Origin of the sequence: Bradyrhizobium oligotrophicum S58 (assembly GCF_000344805.1) — a bacterium.
GTDB lineage: Bacteria > Pseudomonadota > Alphaproteobacteria > Rhizobiales > Xanthobacteraceae > Bradyrhizobium > Bradyrhizobium oligotrophicum.
Map to the genome: position 1 here is coordinate 1,201,519 of NC_020453.1, position 15,867 is coordinate 1,217,385.

Annotated in this window: 16 protein-coding genes; 9 read left to right on the plus strand and 7 right to left on the minus strand. The window is 66.6% G+C overall.

Features of this window, described 5'->3' with window-relative positions; translation table 11 throughout:
* Window positions 1–124: 124 nt before the first annotated feature.
* Together S58_RS05120 and S58_RS38920 are read right to left on the minus strand one after the other, a co-directional pair.
* On the minus strand, window positions 125–1,735 hold the full coding sequence (locus S58_RS05120) for an ABC transporter substrate-binding protein (protein WP_015664180.1): 1,611 nt from the start codon (window positions 1,733–1,735) through the stop codon (window positions 125–127).
* 46 nt (window positions 1,736–1,781) lie between these two features.
* Window positions 1,782–2,423, minus strand: a complete 642-nt coding sequence (locus S58_RS38920) for a hypothetical protein (RefSeq protein ID WP_015664181.1) — start codon at window positions 2,421–2,423, stop codon at window positions 1,782–1,784.
* A gap of 517 nt (window positions 2,424–2,940) precedes the next feature.
* Between S58_RS38920 and minC the strand changes: the two genes are divergently transcribed.
* Genes minC through S58_RS05145 form a run of 4 tightly spaced genes read left to right on the plus strand, consistent with a single transcriptional unit; the run spans window position 2,941 to window position 5,539 of the window.
* The gene (gene minC, locus S58_RS05130) at window positions 2,941–3,636 is read left to right on the plus strand and encodes a septum site-determining protein MinC (RefSeq protein ID WP_015664182.1); all 696 of its coding nucleotides are present in this window, start codon (window positions 2,941–2,943) and stop codon (window positions 3,634–3,636) included.
* Between the two features lie 20 nt (window positions 3,637–3,656).
* Window positions 3,657–4,472 (plus strand): septum site-determining protein MinD, encoded by an 816-nt coding sequence (minD, locus tag S58_RS05135; RefSeq protein ID WP_015664183.1) that lies wholly within the window; start codon window positions 3,657–3,659, stop codon window positions 4,470–4,472.
* Entirely contained in the window at window positions 4,469–4,744 is a 276-nt protein-coding gene (gene minE / locus S58_RS05140; RefSeq protein ID WP_015664184.1) for a cell division topological specificity factor MinE, read from the plus strand. Before minD ends, minE begins: the two co-directional genes overlap by 4 nt.
* A gap of 21 nt (window positions 4,745–4,765) precedes the next feature.
* On the plus strand, window positions 4,766–5,539 hold the full coding sequence (locus S58_RS05145) for a thioesterase family protein (RefSeq protein WP_015664185.1): 774 nt from the start codon (window positions 4,766–4,768) through the stop codon (window positions 5,537–5,539).
* Window positions 5,540–5,865: 326 nt separating this feature from the next.
* Here S58_RS05145 and S58_RS05150 read toward each other — a convergent pair whose 3' ends face one another.
* On the minus strand, window positions 5,866–7,554 hold the full coding sequence (locus S58_RS05150; protein ID WP_015664186.1) for a methyl-accepting chemotaxis protein: 1,689 nt from the start codon (window positions 7,552–7,554) through the stop codon (window positions 5,866–5,868).
* A gap of 253 nt (window positions 7,555–7,807) precedes the next feature.
* Between S58_RS05150 and S58_RS05155 the strand changes: the two genes are divergently transcribed.
* Window positions 7,808–8,209 (plus strand): DUF1801 domain-containing protein, encoded by a 402-nt coding sequence (locus S58_RS05155; RefSeq protein ID WP_144058244.1) that lies wholly within the window; start codon window positions 7,808–7,810, stop codon window positions 8,207–8,209.
* A 191-nt stretch (window positions 8,210–8,400) separates the two neighbouring features.
* Here S58_RS05155 and S58_RS05160 read toward each other — a convergent pair whose 3' ends face one another.
* A complete protein-coding gene (locus S58_RS05160) occupies window positions 8,401–9,963 on the minus strand; it encodes an AMP-binding protein (RefSeq protein WP_015664188.1) in 1,563 nt (520 codons plus the stop codon).
* Window positions 9,964–10,117: 154 nt separating this feature from the next.
* Between S58_RS05160 and S58_RS05165 the strand changes: the two genes are divergently transcribed.
* The 4 genes from S58_RS05165 to S58_RS05180 all read left to right on the plus strand — a co-directional run bounded on the left by S58_RS05165 (window position 10,118) and on the right by S58_RS05180 (window position 12,958).
* Complete coding sequence (locus S58_RS05165) at window positions 10,118–10,768, plus strand: hypothetical protein (RefSeq protein ID WP_015664189.1); 651 nt, start codon at window positions 10,118–10,120, stop codon at window positions 10,766–10,768.
* Between the two features lie 56 nt (window positions 10,769–10,824).
* Window positions 10,825–11,793, plus strand: a complete 969-nt coding sequence (locus tag S58_RS05170) for an NAD(P)H-dependent flavin oxidoreductase (RefSeq protein WP_015664190.1) — start codon at window positions 10,825–10,827, stop codon at window positions 11,791–11,793.
* A 97-nt stretch (window positions 11,794–11,890) separates the two neighbouring features.
* Window positions 11,891–12,157: a hypothetical protein gene (locus tag S58_RS05175; RefSeq protein ID WP_015664191.1), complete on the plus strand. Its 267-nt coding sequence runs from the start codon at window positions 11,891–11,893 to the stop codon at window positions 12,155–12,157.
* Window positions 12,158–12,337: 180 nt separating this feature from the next.
* Window positions 12,338–12,958, plus strand: coding sequence for a hypothetical protein (locus S58_RS05180; RefSeq protein ID WP_083938793.1), 621 nt, complete (start codon window positions 12,338–12,340; stop codon window positions 12,956–12,958).
* Between the two features lie 70 nt (window positions 12,959–13,028).
* On the opposite strand, the gene S58_RS05185 is transcribed toward S58_RS05180, so the two are convergent.
* The 3 genes from S58_RS05185 to S58_RS05195 all read right to left on the minus strand — a co-directional run bounded on the left by S58_RS05185 (window position 13,029) and on the right by S58_RS05195 (window position 15,835).
* Entirely contained in the window at window positions 13,029–13,508 is a 480-nt protein-coding gene (locus tag S58_RS05185) for a hypothetical protein (RefSeq protein WP_042340562.1), read from the minus strand.
* 128 nt (window positions 13,509–13,636) lie between these two features.
* Window positions 13,637–14,488 (minus strand): NAD-dependent epimerase/dehydratase family protein, encoded by an 852-nt coding sequence (locus S58_RS05190; RefSeq protein WP_015664194.1) that lies wholly within the window; start codon window positions 14,486–14,488, stop codon window positions 13,637–13,639.
* Between the two features lie 54 nt (window positions 14,489–14,542).
* Window positions 14,543–15,835, minus strand: coding sequence for a serine hydrolase domain-containing protein (locus S58_RS05195; RefSeq protein WP_377813050.1), 1,293 nt, complete (start codon window positions 15,833–15,835; stop codon window positions 14,543–14,545).
* Between the last annotated feature and the right edge of the window lie 32 nt (window positions 15,836–15,867).

Sequence of the window (15,867 nt, forward strand, 5' to 3'; positions counted from 1 at the left end):
CCACTTGCTCTGTTAGCTTCCAACCCTCATCGCTCTGCTATTCGTGGCATTTCGAATTAATGTCGGGTTTCTCTGTCGCGTTTTTATCCGTCGTAGCGGGTGCCGGCTCCCTTCCAGCGGTATCCTAGTCAAGCTCGATGGGCTGATAGTTGCCGGTTTCGTCCAGCGCGGTGCCCCAGATCTTGTGCGAGGCCTGGTGTTCGGCGCGGCCGAAGCCGAGCTGAACGCCAAGTCCCAGGTCGACATTGCGCATGGTCTCGAGCGTATCGACCACCTGCTCGGTGTCGAAGCTGCGGCCGGCGCGCTTCAATCCCTCGATCAGGATGCTCGCCGAGATGTAGCCCTCGAGCGACATGTAGTCCGCGGGCTCGCCCGGGAAGTACTTCGCCAGCGCGTTCTTGTACTCCAGCACCAGGCTCGAATAGCCGGAGACGCCCGGCACCGTCTGGGTGACGATGACCCCCTCGGCATAGCGCGGGCCGAGCAGCATCAGCTCGCTCGCGAGCGCCGAGCCGTCGACTGCCGAGATGTTGGCGAAGACCGCGCCCGGGAACACGTCGCGCGCCTTCTCGATGAACTTGGCGGCCGCGCGCGAGGTGGCGAGCATGATTACGGCCCGGACCGGCGTCTTCAGCAGCCTGAGCTGGGTGATGGCGTCGTCGACGTCGACGCTGTTGCGCGGATAGTTGACCCGCACGATCGCGTTCTCGTTGGCGCCGAGGGTGCGGAAGGCCTTGGATACACCGGCGAAGCCCGCGTCGCCGAAGGCGTCGTTCTGGGCGAAGACGACGATCTGGCGCGGCTGCAGCTTGCGCATCTTCACGAGATAGCGGACGAGCGCGTCGGTCTCCTCGGCGTAGCTCGGCCGGTAGTTGAAGACGTAGCGGTCCGGCGGATCGTGACGCCCGACATTGGCGCCGGTGTAGGGCGCGAAGAACAGTGCGCGCCGCTCCAGTGCGTAGGGAATCGCGACCGCCGCGGTGGCCGAACCGAAATTGCCGATGAAGCCGAACACCTGGTCCTTCTCATACAGCTGCTTCATCGCATCGAGCGTGCGCGACGGGTCGTAGCCGTCGTCGGCGGTGACGAGCTTGAGCACGCGGCCATTGACGCCGCCGGCCTCGTTGATGCGGTTGAAGGCGGCCTCGACCCCGATCTTCAGCTGCCGTCCGCTCTCCTTCACGGCGCCGCCGTAAGGGATCACCATGCCGAACTTGATGTCGTTCTGGGTGACGCCACGGGTCTCGACCACGGGCGGCAGAAGCTGCGCCGGCGCGGTCGCGGCGTGCGCGCTCGACGGTGCGATCGTCACGCCCGGCAGGTTTGATCGCACCGCTGCGGGTGCGGCGATGGACTGTTCGAGATCGGCGAGCTGGCGGTCGGCGCTGCGGCAATCCATCCGGCCTGTCGTGATCAGGCTGCGACCTTCCGCCACATAGCGATCGAGCAGGCGGGTCAACTCGTCACGATCGGCCTCATCAGCGGCCGCTTCGCGGATGACGAGCTGGAATTTCTCGATGATAGCCTGAATGCGCGGCCGGGCGATATCGCGGCAGGCGAGCGCCGAACCAATGATCGGCCCGACGCGGCTGCCGAGCTGGCGCGCCACGCTCACATTCTCGCCGGGCGCGGCTAGGGCTCCGCTGGCCACGATGGTCCCGAGCAGGATCGCTGCGATACGGGCGTGAGCTAACGGACCGCGTGCTGCCGCTTTCTGCGGTAGGACGTCGATCATGATCGCCTTGTGCGAGGTGCTTGAATCCGGCTCAGAAACAGCGAGTTTAGCGAACCCGCTCCATCTGGCCGGTCTTCTGGTTCCACTGCATGAACTGCTGCAGCATGGGCTTCTCGGGAGTCTCGGCTTCCGCCGCCGGTGCCTGGGCATCCGAGGCGAGCAGGGACTTGAACTGCGACAAGGCCGGCGCCGGGGCTTCCGCGCGCTCCGGGAGCGAGCTGGTCTGGTCCGCCTTGGCGTCCTGCACATCGGCCGCGACCGGCGGCAACGTCTTCATCGACTGCACGGCAGCGACGAAGGACGAGCTCGCATCGGGCTGGCGCCACACCGGAACGATGTTGACGAAGAACAGCGCGACCACGGCGGCGACACCGGTTGCGGCGGCGAAACGGCCGGCGATCTTGAACACGACCGAGCGGCGGTCGCGCTCACGCTCGAGATCCGGCGGCTCGCGCATGACTTGCGGATTCAACGACTGGCGAAGGGATTCGAACACGGCGGTCTCCAAGCGAGCATCGAGCGGTCCTTGTTGCTGTCCCGAAGCGGGACGCTCGGCCGCCTCCGCTGCCTTGGCGTTGTCGCCGACGAGAGATAGACGCGCTGCCTCCGGGCGTTCGCGCAACCAGCGCGGCGCATAGTGCAGCGGATCCTGCGGGTTCATCGGATTCTGTTCACTCAACGAACTCATACGCTACTCCTCTGACGCTCGATTCCGGTAAACTGATACGCTTCTGCCACGGTCGTATGAGATGAATTTCAAACGAAGAGCGGGAGCGGTCTGCCACTTCAGTTGACACGAAATCACTCGCAGAATCAGACGTTTTGCGTCGATCACCGATCGCACGCCAGCGGTCTCTTCCTGCAAGGCGCCCTGGCACGTTTGCCGTGCCTTCAGCGCCTCTATCGATCCCATGCCCCGCCCCCTGACGAGTGTCAATTGATCGGAACCGTCTAAAGCCGTCGGTTCCGCATTATATGTACGTTAAAGTTATCATCATGATGTGATTAAAATGAGGCGTGACAGGTCTTGACGCAGATGTTCGGAAATTGCGTCTCATTCGTGCCAAGATTGCGCCTTGATTCGATCATCATCGAACTATGTCGGGCAGGCCGCTGTCGATTTTCGAGCGGCTTAGCGTCGATTTAACCATCTGTTAACCATCTGGCGCCGACAGTTAACCAATCACTAAGAAGGGTTGGGTCGGATGGTCATGAGTGCCAGCGCTGAAACGGTGCGTCCTGTTATTCGTCTGCGCGGGCGCTCCTACGTCGCCTTCGTGTTCTCGCCGGTCGTGCCGATTGCCGATTGGCTCAGCGAGCTCGATGCGACGCTCAAAGGCTCGCCCGGCTTCTTCGTCGGCAAGCCGATCGTGCTCGATCTCTCCGCGGTCGATCTCAGTCCGCTCGCCATCACCCACCTCATCAAGAGCATCGAGTCGCGCAACATCCGCGTGCTCGGTCTCGAAGGCGTCGAGCAGGCGCGGCTGTCGCTCGGCATGCCGCCTCTGTTGTCGGGCGGCCGTCACTGCGCCGTGCAGGAGATCGAGCCGGAGAAGCCACAGCTGCAGCAGCCGACTTCGCTGCTGCTCGATCAGCCGGTGCGCTCCGGCCAGTCGATCGTGTTTCCCGATGGCGACGTCACGGTGCTCGGCGCGGTGTCGTCCGGCGCCGAGATCGTCGCCGGCGGCTCGATCCATGTCTACGGCGCGCTGCGTGGCCGCGCCATGGCCGGCATCAACGGCAATTCGGCGGCGCGCATCTACTGCCAGAAGATCGAGGCCGAGCTGGTCGCGATCGACGGCTACTACCAGACCGCGGAGCAGATCGACGCCGCATTGCGCGGCCGGGCCGCGCAGGCCCGGCTCGAAGGTCATTCCATGAAGATCGTTGCATTGAACTGAGTAGCAGGAGGATTGGAGAGATGGCGAAAGTACTTGTTGTGACGTCGGGCAAGGGTGGCGTCGGAAAGACCACCACGACGGCGGCGATGGGCGCGGCGCTGGCGCAGGCCGGCGAGAAGGTCGTCGTGGTCGATTTCGACGTCGGGCTGCGCAATCTCGATCTCGTCCTCGGCGCCGAGCGCCGCGTGGTGTTCGACCTCATCAACGTCGTGCACGGCGTCGCCAAGCTGCCGCAGGCGCTGATCCGCGACAAGCGGCTGGAGAATCTGTGGCTGCTGCCGGCCTCGCAGACCAAGGACAAGGACGCGCTGACCGAGGACGGCGTCGGCCGCGTCATCACCGAGCTGCGCAAGACGTTCGACTGGGTGGTGTGCGACAGCCCCGCCGGCATCGAGCGCGGCGCGATGCTGGCGATGCGCTATGCGGACGAGGCGATCATCGTCACCAATCCCGAGGTGTCGTCGGTGCGCGATTCCGACCGCATCATCGGCATGCTCGATTCGAAGACGGTGCGCGCCGAGAACGGCGAGCGCGTCGAGAAGCACATCCTCATCACGCGCTACGATCCCGGCCGCGCCGCGCGCGGCGAGATGCTGTCGATCGACGACGTGCTGGAGATCCTGGCGACGCCGCTGCTCGGCATCGTGCCGGAGAGCCAGGACGTGCTGCGCGCCTCGAACGTCGGCTGTCCGGTGACGCTCAACAGCCCCGCCAGCGCGCCCGCCCGCGCCTATCACGACGCGATGCGCCGCCTGCTCGGCGAGGAGGTCGAGATGCAGATCCCGAGCGAGCGCAAGGGCCTGATGAACCTGCTGCTGGGACGGAGGGCTGCATGAGCGTATTGCGGCTCTTTGCCGGACGTGCGGCCTCTGCGCCGGTCGCGCGGGAGCGGCTGCAAATCCTGCTGGCGCACGAGCGCAGCCTGCGCGGCCAGCCTGATCTCCTGATGCAGCTGCGCGAGGAAATCCTCGCCGTGGTTTCGCGCCATGTGGTACTCGATCCCGACAAGGTCATCGTTCGCATGGACCGGGGAAAACATGTCTCGACGCTCGAGGTCGACATCGAACTGCCGAATGGCGCCGACCGCGCCTTTGCCAGCGCAGGGTGACGCGTGGCGAGGCGCGCGCTGATGCAGCCGATCTTCCGCGTCGCAAACGATCACGTCATCGTCAGTCCCGATGCCGCGGGGCCGTGGGACCCGAGCATGCAGCATGGGTCCGCGCCCTCGGCGCTGGCCGTGTGGGCGGCCGAACGCATTCCGACAAAGTCGCCGATGCGCATCGCCCGCGTCACCATCGATCTGATGCGGCCTGTGCCGCTTACCGAACTCAGCGTCGAGACCGAGGTGCTGCGCGAGGGCCGCAAGATCCAGCTCTCGGCGGTGCGCCTGCGCGCCGGCGATACCGTAGTGGTGACGGCGACGGTGCTGAAGATCAGGCAGGATGCCGTGCCGCTGCCGGATGACGTCCGCGAGCTGCCGGTCGATCTGCCCGGCCCTGATGATGCCACGCCCGAGCCCGCCGATTTCTCCACCAGCCCGTTCGTGCGCGGCATGACCCTGCGCGCCGCGCGCGGCCGGTTCGGCGTCAGGGGACCGGGCGCGATCTGGTACCGCGTCGACTGGCCGCTGGTGGAAGGCCATGCCGTATCGCAGGCGATGCGCGCTGTCATCGCGAGCGATTTCTGCAACGGCACCTCGGCCGCGCTCGACTTCCACAGCTACACTTTCCTCAACGCCGATCTCACCGTCAACATGGCGCGCGAGCCGGTCGGCGACTGGATCCTGCTCGATGCCGAAAGCTGGATCGGCCCGGACGGGGCGGGCCTCGCGATGGCGCGGCTCGGTGATGCCAGGGGCTATTTCGGCCGCGTGGTGCAGAGCCTGGTGATCGAGAAGCGGTGAGGGGAATGAACTAATCAGTCGCTCCTGGATGCGGGTGAGGTTTCGCCAGGCAGAGAGATGTGGAGCACAGGCCTCGCGGTCCGCGCAGTTCACCTCGCCCCGCCAGGGCGAAGCGAAGCTTCGCTAGGGCGGGGAGAGGTCGGATTGCATCGTAGATGCAATCCGGGTGAGGGGGTACAGGTCTGACCGCGCGCACCGCCCGTGCGGTTGCCCCTCATCCCAACCCTCTCCCCGTGAAGAACGGGGAGAGGGAGCCGACCGTCCGTGTCGCAGATGGATACGCTCGACAATTCTTGTTCCCAAGTTCTCTCACATGGCGGCGATCACTACGCCGCCCGCACCGTGCTGAGAAAGCGTCCGACCTCCAGCTTCAGCCGGTTGCTGTCCTGCGACAGCGACTGCGCGGCCGACAGCACCTGGGACGACGCGGAGCCGGTCTCGCTGGCGCCGCGCTGCACGTCGGAGATGTTGGCGGATACGTCATGCGTCCCCTGCGCGGCCTGCTGCACGTTGCGTGAGATCTCCTGCGTCGCGGCGCCCTGTTCCTCCACCGCCGCGGCGATGGTCGAGGCAATCTCCGACAGCTTTTCGATGGTGCCGCTGATCTCCTTGATGGCGCCGACCGAGTCCTGGGTCGCCGCCTGGATGCCGGAAATCTGCTGGCCGATCTCGCCGGTCGCCTTCGCGGTCTGCTCGGCCAGCGCCTTGACCTCCGAGGCCACCACCGCGAAGCCGCGGCCGGCGTCGCCGGCCCGCGCAGCTTCGATGGTCGCGTTCAGGGCGAGCAGGTTGGTCTGCCCGGCGATGGTGTTGATCAGCTCGACGACGTCGCCGATGCGCGCGGCCGCTTTCGACAGCTCGCTGACCCGATCGTTGGTCTTGCGCGCCTGATCGACGGCCTCGTTGGCCATCCGCGCGGAGTCCTGCACCTGGCGGCTGATTTCGTTGACCGAGGAGCTCAGCTCCTCCGTGGCCGACGCGACCGATTGGACGTTGGTGGAGGCCTCTTCGGACGCCGCGGCGACGGCGGTGGTGCGCTGCTGCGTGCGTTCGGCGGTCGATGTCAGCGTCGACGCCGACGCCTCGAGCTCGGTCGAGGCGGAGGAGACGGTCTCGATGATCTGTCCGACCGCGCCCTCAAAACTATTGGCAAGCTCGTGCATGTCGCGCTTGCGCCGCTCGGCCGCAAGCTTCTCCGCCTCCGCCTGCTCGGCGCGCAGCTTCTCGGTCTCGATGGCGTTGTTCTTGAACACCAGCACGGCGCTCGCCATGTTGCCGATTTCGTCCTTGCGCTCGGCGCCGGGAATGTGAGCCGACATGTCGCCGCCGGCGAGCCGGCGCATCACCTCCGTCATGGCGGTGATCGGGCGTGCCACGCCCGACACGATGAGATACCCCATGGCGATGCAGAGCAAGGCAGCCAGCGCGATCACAGCCAGGATCCAGCTGCGCGCGGACTGATACACGGCGGCGCCCCGGTCGGCCTCCGCCTTGCCCTGCTCGACGTTCCACGCCAGGTCCTTTTCGAGCGCCTTGCGTGCTTCGTTGAAATCGTCCCGCAGCTTGCCGACGTACAGCGCCGTCGCGGCCTCGATCTGGTTCTTGCGCGCCAACTCCATCAGCTGCTTGCCGCCTTCGACATAGGAGGTCCACGGCCTCTTGAACGCGGCCACCAGCGCCTTCTCCTCCGACGTCGTGACAGTCGGCTCATAAAGACGCCAGGTCTGGTCGAACAGCTGCAGGCTTTCCTTGAGCAGCTGCTCCTGGCGATCCTTCTCGGCGGCGGGCGCCAGCAGCAGCGCGCCCTCGCGCGCGCGATATTGTTCCACGGCCTTGGAGATGGTGCCGAGCCAGCCGGTCGCCGGCAGCCAGTTGTCGCGAACCTCGGCGGCCGAGCCGTTGACGTTGCCCAGCCGATCGATCGAGAAGCCGCCGAGCCCCATGGCCGTGATCAGCACGATGCCAAAGGCCAGCAGCACCTTGTTGCGAATGGACAGGTTGGAAAAGGACGGCATCTGCAACTCCAGCTTCGATCGTTTCAGGGATTGAGTGCAGCCTGCTCGCGGGGGGGGGCGTTGCTGCAAATGGGGGCACCGAGCGCTCAACGTTGAGGCGTCGTGGTATACCCGTGCGGCTGATTAGGCCTTCGAGTTATAAAGATTGCTCTAAACTTGAGCAGTCGAGGCGAGCCGTATAAATACGGCGCACTGCGAACTACACGCAGGTGGAACTACAAGCAGGTGGGGAACAAGCGTCATGGCGAAATCAATGAAAGCGACGAATGTCGATGAGGGGAGCCAGTCTCCGTCGGAGCTGATCGACGCCCGGATCAGGGACCTCGGCGATTGGCGCGGCGCGATGCTGGCGCGCGTCCGCAGCCTGATCAAACAAGCGGACCCGGACGTCGTGGAAGAATGGAAGTGGCGTGGCGTCCCCGTATGGTCGCATGCCGGCATCATCTGCACCGGCGAGACCTACAAGGCGGCGGTGAAGCTCACCTTCCTCAGGGGCGCCGCGCTGCCGGACCCGAAAGGCCTCTTCAACGCCAGCCTCGACGGCAACACCCGCCGCGCCATCGACATTCACGAAGGCGACGAGATCGATGAGAAGGCATTCAAGGCGCTGATAGGCGTGGCGGTGAAACTGAACATGATGAAGGGGAAGAAGTAGGCGCCGTGGCTCTGGCGGGCCATGGCCCGCGGACGATCGCCCCCGCTCATCATGACGTTCATGGGTAACCTTGGCGCGTCGCCCGGTGTTTTGAAATAGAATGATCGCCCGCAACCGCTCGCGGCTGTGGAGCGCGGCGGAGAATGGAATTGCCGGCGGAGCAAGCGAGCCCGCCAGGCCTGCGCCTCATGCTACCCCACCATCCGCCCACGCCCTTCCCAATACCGCGCGCGCAGCACCTTCTTGTCGATCTTGCCGACGCCGGTCACCGGCAGCTCCTTCACGAACTCGATCCGCTTCGGCGCGTGTGCGGAGCCCTTGCGTGCCTTCACCAGCTCGATCAGCTCGCTCGCGTCGATCTGCGCGCCGGCGCGCGGCACCACGATCGCGGTGACGGCCTCGCCCCATTTGTCGTCGGGCACGCCGACGACAGCGCACATCGCAACATCGGCATGCTGCGTCAGCACGTCTTCGATTTCGCGCGGAAAAATGTTGAAGCCGCCGGAGACGATCATGTCCTTCTTGCGGTCGAGGATGTAGATGTAGCCGCGCTCGTCGCGGCGGGCGATGTCGCCGGTGTGCAGCCAGCCGTTCTTCAGGGTTTCGGCGGTGATGTCCGGCCGCTTCCAGTATTCCGTCATCACGTGCGGCGCGCGCACGCAGATCTCGCCGGCTTGGCCCTGCGCCACCTCCTGGTCGTCGTCATCGAGGATCTTGACCTCGCAGGCGGCGATCGGGAAGCCGCACGACAAAAACAGCTCCGGCTGCTTCGGATCATGGTCGGCCTTGCGCAGCACCGAGACCGGATAGCATTCGGTCTGGCCGTAGAGCTGCGAGAACACCGCTCCGATGCGCTCGATGCCTTCGACCAGCCGCGTCGGCGACATCGCCGAGGCGCCGTACAGCACGAGCTCCAGCGACGACAGGTCAGTCTTTGCCAGCGCGGGATGATCGAGCAGCACGTAGATCATGGTCGGCACGAACAGCGTGAAATTGATGCGCTCGCGCGTGATGGTCGCCAGCACCGCCTCCGGATCGAAGCTCTTGAGCATGTGCACCGTGCCGCCGCGCATCAGCGTCGGCAGCACCTTGGTGCCGGCGACATGGCTGATCGGCGCCACCGTCAGATAACGTGCGCGGTCGGGAATCTCGAAATCGGCCAGGATCGCGGTGGCGAAGCCGCCATATTCACGGTGAGAGCGCAGCGCGCCTTTCGACTTTCCGGTGGTGCCGCCGGTGTAGTTCAGGGTCGCGATGTCCGCAGGGACGGCGAAGTTGCGCGCGCTGGCGTGGCCAGCCTGCTCGATGGCGGCCAGCAGATCGGCGCCGTAGTCCGCCGGCCCCAGCGTGAACACGTGCTGCAATCCGTCGGCGCGCGACGCCAGCTCGCCGCCGCGCTCGCGGAACGCGGCGGCATCGAGCACCAGCACCTGAGACTCCGAATCCGCCAGCTGGAACAGCTGATCCTCCAGCGATCCCAGTGGATGCAGCCAGGTGATGGCCAGCCGCGACAGCTGCGCCGCCATGCCGGCGCACCAGCTGTCGGCGCGGTTCGCGGTGAGGAACGCGACGCGCGTTCCCGGCGGCAGGCCGAGGCGCATGAACACGTTCTGCAAGCGTCCGATCAGGTCGACGGCGCCTTGATAGGACAAGGATCCGCCTGGCCAGCTGAAGGCGGTGCGCGATGGGTAGCGCGACAATGTAAGCAGGGTCTGCTCGCAGACCACGGGAAATGAATGGAGCTGATCGCTCATGGAACGTCCTCCCGAATTGCCCCCATCGTGTTCCATCGCAGGGCTTACAGCGAAGGCTATCAGAATGTCGGTTGTGCTCAAGCGAGGTCGCGGTGCCGGTCGGAACATCGCTGCGCGCACCGCGTTGCCCGCCCGAACAACAAGGAGCAAGGCCATGCGCAGCTCGACAGCTTTCTTTGCAGGAGTCGGAACGGTCGCCATCGCCGTCGCGGCTGGGCTCGGGGGTGGGCTGATGATTGCGGAGGGCATGCATCCGAAGTCGCGCGCGCCGGAATCGGCCAGGCTCGAGCGCTCCGTGCCGGAGTCGCCATCGCCGAGCCCAACCGCAACCTCCTATCTCGCCGCCACCCAGGCAGCGGCGACGGCGCCGATCAAGGTGGCGCCGGCGGCGGCAGAGCCGGCCGCCACGACCCCGGCGTCGACCAATGCGCAGCCCCAAGCCGCTTCTGTCGATACGACGGCTGCGGCTGCTGCAGTTCCTCCGCCGCCCGCCAATACGCAGGCCGGTTCGTCCGAGGGCGCACAGGCGAAGGTGCAAGAGAAGGTGCAAGACAAGATTCAAGACAAGGCCGCGGACAAGGTTCAGGACGCGGATCTGAGGTCGCGCGACGTCGAGCGCCAGCGCGTCGCGGAGCAGCGCCGCGCGGAGCGGCATCGGCAGGTCGCCGAGCGCCGCCGCCAGCGCCGCGATCAGGATCTGCGCGCTGTCGAGCAGGCCGTGCGCGAGGATTCGACGCCGCGCGCCTATGCGGCGCAGCCGGTCGGCATGGAGGCGCCGCGCTTCAGCTTCTTCGGCGACGATTGATCGTCCGCGCCCGCGTCGTTATCCCTGAGTCAGGCAAAGGATCAGGGAGGCATGCGGTGCAGACGAGTTCATTGGCCGGCCTGCGGGCGCGGCTGCGCCTGCCGCTGATCGCGGCGCCGATGTTCCTGGTGTCGGGCATCGAACTGGTGAGCGCGGCCTGCGCCAGTGGCGTGATCGGTGCGTTCCCGACCGTCAATTGCCGCACGCCGGACGAGCTCGACAGTTGGCTGCACGAGATCGCAGGCCGGCTCGCACGGAGCAGCGATGCCAGCGGCGAAGCGACGGCGCCGGTCTGCCCAAACCTGATCGTGCATCGCTCGAATACGCGGCTGCATGACGATCTCGCGGTGCTGTTGCGGCATCGGCCGGAACTCGTGATCACCTCGGTCGGCTCGCCGGCGCAGGTCGTCGCGCCGCTGCATGATGCCGGCGCGCTGGTGTTTGCCGACGTCGTCTCGATCCGGCATGCCGAGCGGGCCGCGGCGGCCGGTGCCGATGGCCTGGTGCTGCTGACGGCCGGTGCCGGCGGCCAGACCGGGTGGCTCAATCCCTTCGCCTTCGTGCGCGCGGTCAGGAGCTTCTTCGCCGGTCCGATCGTGCTCGCCGGCGGCATCAGCGACGGCGTGGCGCTGCGCGCGGCCGAAGTGCTGGGCTGCGATCTTGCTTATATGGGCACCCGGTTCATCGCCACCCGCGAGAGCACGGCGGACGAGCGCTACAAGGCGATGCTGGTCGAAAGCTCCGCCGACGACGTGCTGCTGACCTCGGCCTTCACCGGTCTGCCGACCAGCATGTTGCGGCCCTCGATCGTCGCGGCCGGGCTCGATCCCGATGCCCTGCCGGTGCGCGGCGCGATCGAGATCGGCAGCGATATCGACATTGGCGCGCGCGAAGCACGGCCGAAGCGCTGGCGCGACGTCTGGAGCGCGGGGCACGCCACGTCGGGCGTCACCGACATTCCCACGGTGGCCGCGCTGGTGGCGCGCACGGCTGATGAGTATGGCCGCGCCAGGGAGGGGTCCTGATGCGGAGGCACACGGTCTTTCTCCTTAAGCGTGCATTAACCATCCGGTCCCACAATCCGCCACGGCCGAACTCGGCTGAATTTGGCGGACGTGCGCGATGGGCATCGACATGGGGCAGGGCAAGGAGCGCGCGACGCTCGAGGAGATCCGGATCCGGGTCGGGCATGCCCTGCAACGGCACCCGCTGTGCCGCAGCGTCCAGTTCGAGATCATGAGCGTTCCGCGCACCGCGCGTGGCGGGAACTGGACCATCAGCCTGCATTCGGTGGAACCGGCGGCGTTGTGGGAGGCCTCCGACATCATCGCCGACATCCAGGCTGCTTATGACTTGCAGATGCCGGCGGAGCTCGTTTCCGCGGCATAAAAAATATCGGCCATGTTCACAGGGCAGAATGGTGGCCTCTGTGTTTCTGTGGCATCGTAAAGCCTTAATTAACTCCCAGTTTTCGGCATAGTGCGGTCTTTCCGCCGGGATACGGAGATTTGCGTGACGAAGTCGATCGCTTTTGTCGCTTTGCTGGGCGTGCTGATCGCAGGCGCGGCCGTGACGAGCGTCCTGATGCGGGACAGCGTGCCGTCAGCCGGTGCGATGATGCCGCCAGTGGTGGCGAAGAGCCCGATCTCCAATCGTGACGCCAAGGGTGACCGGCTCGCCATGGTCACACTGGCGCCTGCCGAGGCGTCGCAGCCGACTGCCGCGACGAAGACCACGCTGCGTCAGGCCTATGCCTATGCGCCGGCCGAGCCTGAGATGGCCAAGGCTGCCGCGGTCGCCGCCGCCGAGCCGGTCGTGCCGAAGTCGAAGATCCTCGCCAAGAGCGAGCCTGCGCCGGCGCCGCTCAAGCCGGAGGTGCAGAAGGCCTATTCGCTGCTGTCGGACACCCAGATCGCCGGCATCAAGGACCGGCTGCGGCTGTCGTCGAGCCAGGAATATTACTGGCCGGCGGTCGAGACCGCGCTGCGCGCCGTCGCCCGCAAAATCCACACCGCGCGCCAGGGCGCGGTCAAGCCGGGCGCCGTCGCGATCGATCCGGATTCGGACGAGGTGCAGCAACTGAAGTCCGCCGCGATGCCGCTGCTGTGGCAGCTGCGCGATGACCAGAAGGACGAGGTCCGCCGGCTCGCCCGCACCATCGGCCTCGACAAGGTCGCCGCCGCGATCTGAATGAGCGCCCTCTCGGACTGCAAAAAGGCCGCGCACCGCGCGGCCTTCGTACTTTCTGAGCAGGCTCGTCTCATCTCGCCGGCGGATTGGCCTCCGGATGGCCGCCACTTTCAGGGCCGGCCCCGCTCGGTGACGACGCCGGCGCGGTGCGCAGGTCGGGATCGGGCCGCGATGGCTGGGTCATGGTCGGCGCTTGCGGCGGGGTGATTGCCGCGCCGGCGCCCACCGTGGTGCCGCGGTCGGTATTGCTCGGGGCCGTCGGCACCGGTGTCGGCTTGTCGCCGCCGGCGAAGCGCGTCGCACCGCCGCTCTGATAGCCGGCGACCAGGAGGCCACCGACGATCAGCGCGAGCACGAACACGCCACCGAGTTCGGGCAGCGCGCCTGACGGCGCCATGCCGCGGCCGCGGCCGTCGCCTTCGAGCGCGACCGCCGCGATCTCGCGATTGTGCCGCGAGCGAAGGAACGCCAGGAAAGCCCCGGCGGCGATGATGATCGCCGCCGCGAGCGTGAAGAACATCAGCCAGTTGATGGGTTGATCGCCTTGCATGTCGAACATCCTTTGATCCGTGAGGACTGCGCGACGTCTCGTCGCGTCAGGCCTGCATGACAATCTCTGTTCGAGGCAATCGCCCGTAGCGGGAAAGGTTTCGTGTTTGCGCGCCAAAATCTCGGCGTTCAGCGTCCTTCGCCGTCGGCCCACAGCGCGTTCAGTCCGGCGCGGTAGGTCGGATAGGCAAAGACGAGGCCGAGATCGCGCTTGGAGTTGATGTTCCGGATGCGCCGGTTGCTGGCGTAGAAGCTCCTCGCCATCGGCGACAGCTCGGCGCTGTCGAATGGCAGCTCCGGCGGCGGCGTGATCCCCATCAGGCCGGCGGCATAGGCGATGACGTCCTGGGGCGGGGCCGGCTCGTCGTCGACAATGTTCCAGGCGCCGCCGCTGTCGCGCCGGATCGCGCCGATGATCGCGCCGGCGGCGTCATCGACATGGATACGGTTGAATACCTGCCCGGGCTTCACGATCCGCCGCGCCCGGCCCGCACGCAGCTCGACCAGCGCATTGCGCCCGGGCCCATAGATGCCGCCGAGCCGGAGCACCGCGAGCCGGTCGCCGATCCGCGCCCGCCATTCCTCCTCGACGCGCACGCGCGCCTGGACGCGGTCATGCTCCGGCGCGAGCGGCGTGTCCTCGTCGATCCAGGCGCCCTTGTGATCGCCATAGACGCCGACCGTGGAGAGATAGACCACGCGCCGCGCGCGGCCCGTCGTGATGGCGTCACCAAACGCCGTCAGGGACGGATCGTCGCCGGGTCCGGGCGGCACCGAAATCAGCACGACGTCCGCCTCAGCGGCCTTCGCCAGCGTCGTAGTCGCGGGCGGCGTGCCGTCGAACAGGTCGATGTCGTAGGGCGCCAGTTGCGCGCGCTTGTCGACGCTGCGCACCGTCCCGGAGATGCGCGCGAACGCGCCGCCGTGCCGTGCGACGAAGCGCTGGGCGGTGTAGCCGAAGCCGATGACGAAGAGGTTCATGCCGCGCTGTGATCCCTGATGATGAGCAGGCCTGGACCGAATGCCGTGCCGTGGTCAATTCGGCGCGGCAAAGGCGTCATAGACCAGTTTCGTGAACGCAGGGGTAATGCGCCCGCGCTCGTTCTGAGTCTGCTCCATCAGGATGCAGAGCATGTCGATCTTGGGATCGACGAGGAAATAGGTGCCGCTTCCCGAATCCCATTTCAGCTCGCCGATCGAGCCGGGGGGCGGCGGCCTGGCCTCGCCCGGCTCGACGCGCACCGCAAGTCCATAGCCATAGCCGAAGCCGTCGCCCGGAAAATAGAAAAAGTCGCGCTCGACGCCTGAGCCGTCACCGATATGGTCCGCCGTCATGTCCTTGAAGGCCGCGGGGCTGAGATAGCGCGTGCCGTCGAGCTCGCCGCCGTTGAGCAGCATCTGGGCGAAGCGCGCATAGTCGGTGATGTCGGAGACCAGCCCGCCGCCGCCGGACTCCCATTCCGGGTGGGAGCGCCGGGCGCGTTCGGCCGCAACCAGGATCGGGTCGCTCGGCAGCGGCTCGGCCATGCGCGCCTGCTCCTCGGGCGTCGTCAGCAGGAATTTGGTGCTGGTCATCCCCAGGGGATCGAGGATCTGCTGCTTCTCGAACTGATAGAGCGTCTGCCCCGACACGATTTCGATGACGCGCCCGAGCACGTCGGTCGAATGGCCGTAGCGCCACAGCGTTCCCGGCTGGCGCGCCAAAGGCAGTGCGGCGATCCGATCGGCGAACTCGGCATTGTCGAAGCGGCCGCCGAACAGATGCGCCGCCATGTAGGCGTGTTCGATCAGCGCGCCGCCGATATATTCATAGGTGATGCCGGAGGTGTGGCGCAGCAGGTCCATGATCGTCACCGGCCGCGCCGGCGGCGCCAGCTTGAGCACCCGCGAGCCGTCCATTCCGGTGGCCTCGACGCCGACCTTCTCGTCGGCGAACGCCGGAATGTACTTCGCGACGGGATCGCTGAGCGACATCCTGCCCTGGTCGATCAGCATCATTGCGGCCAGGCTCGTGATCGGCTTGGTCATCGAATGCAGCGCGAAGATCGTATCGGGCGTCATCGGCACGCCGCTTCTGACGTCGCGCACGCCAAAACTCTTCAGGTAGACCGGCCGGCCGTGCTGCTGGATCAGCACGACCGCGCCCGGCAGCCGGCCGGCTGCGACCTCGTCGTCGAAGAATCGGGTGATGCGTGCCAGCCCGTCCGGCGATGGCGAGGGCACATCCGCCGCAAGGGCGGGGACGGCTAAGAGGACGGCCAAGGCCAAGCCGGCCCCAAGCAGCGCGGCGCGTGCCGCGTCGGCGCAGAAGGATGCTCTGGCAGTCAACGCGCTTTCCCCCGCCCTGACGGTCGCTTGTC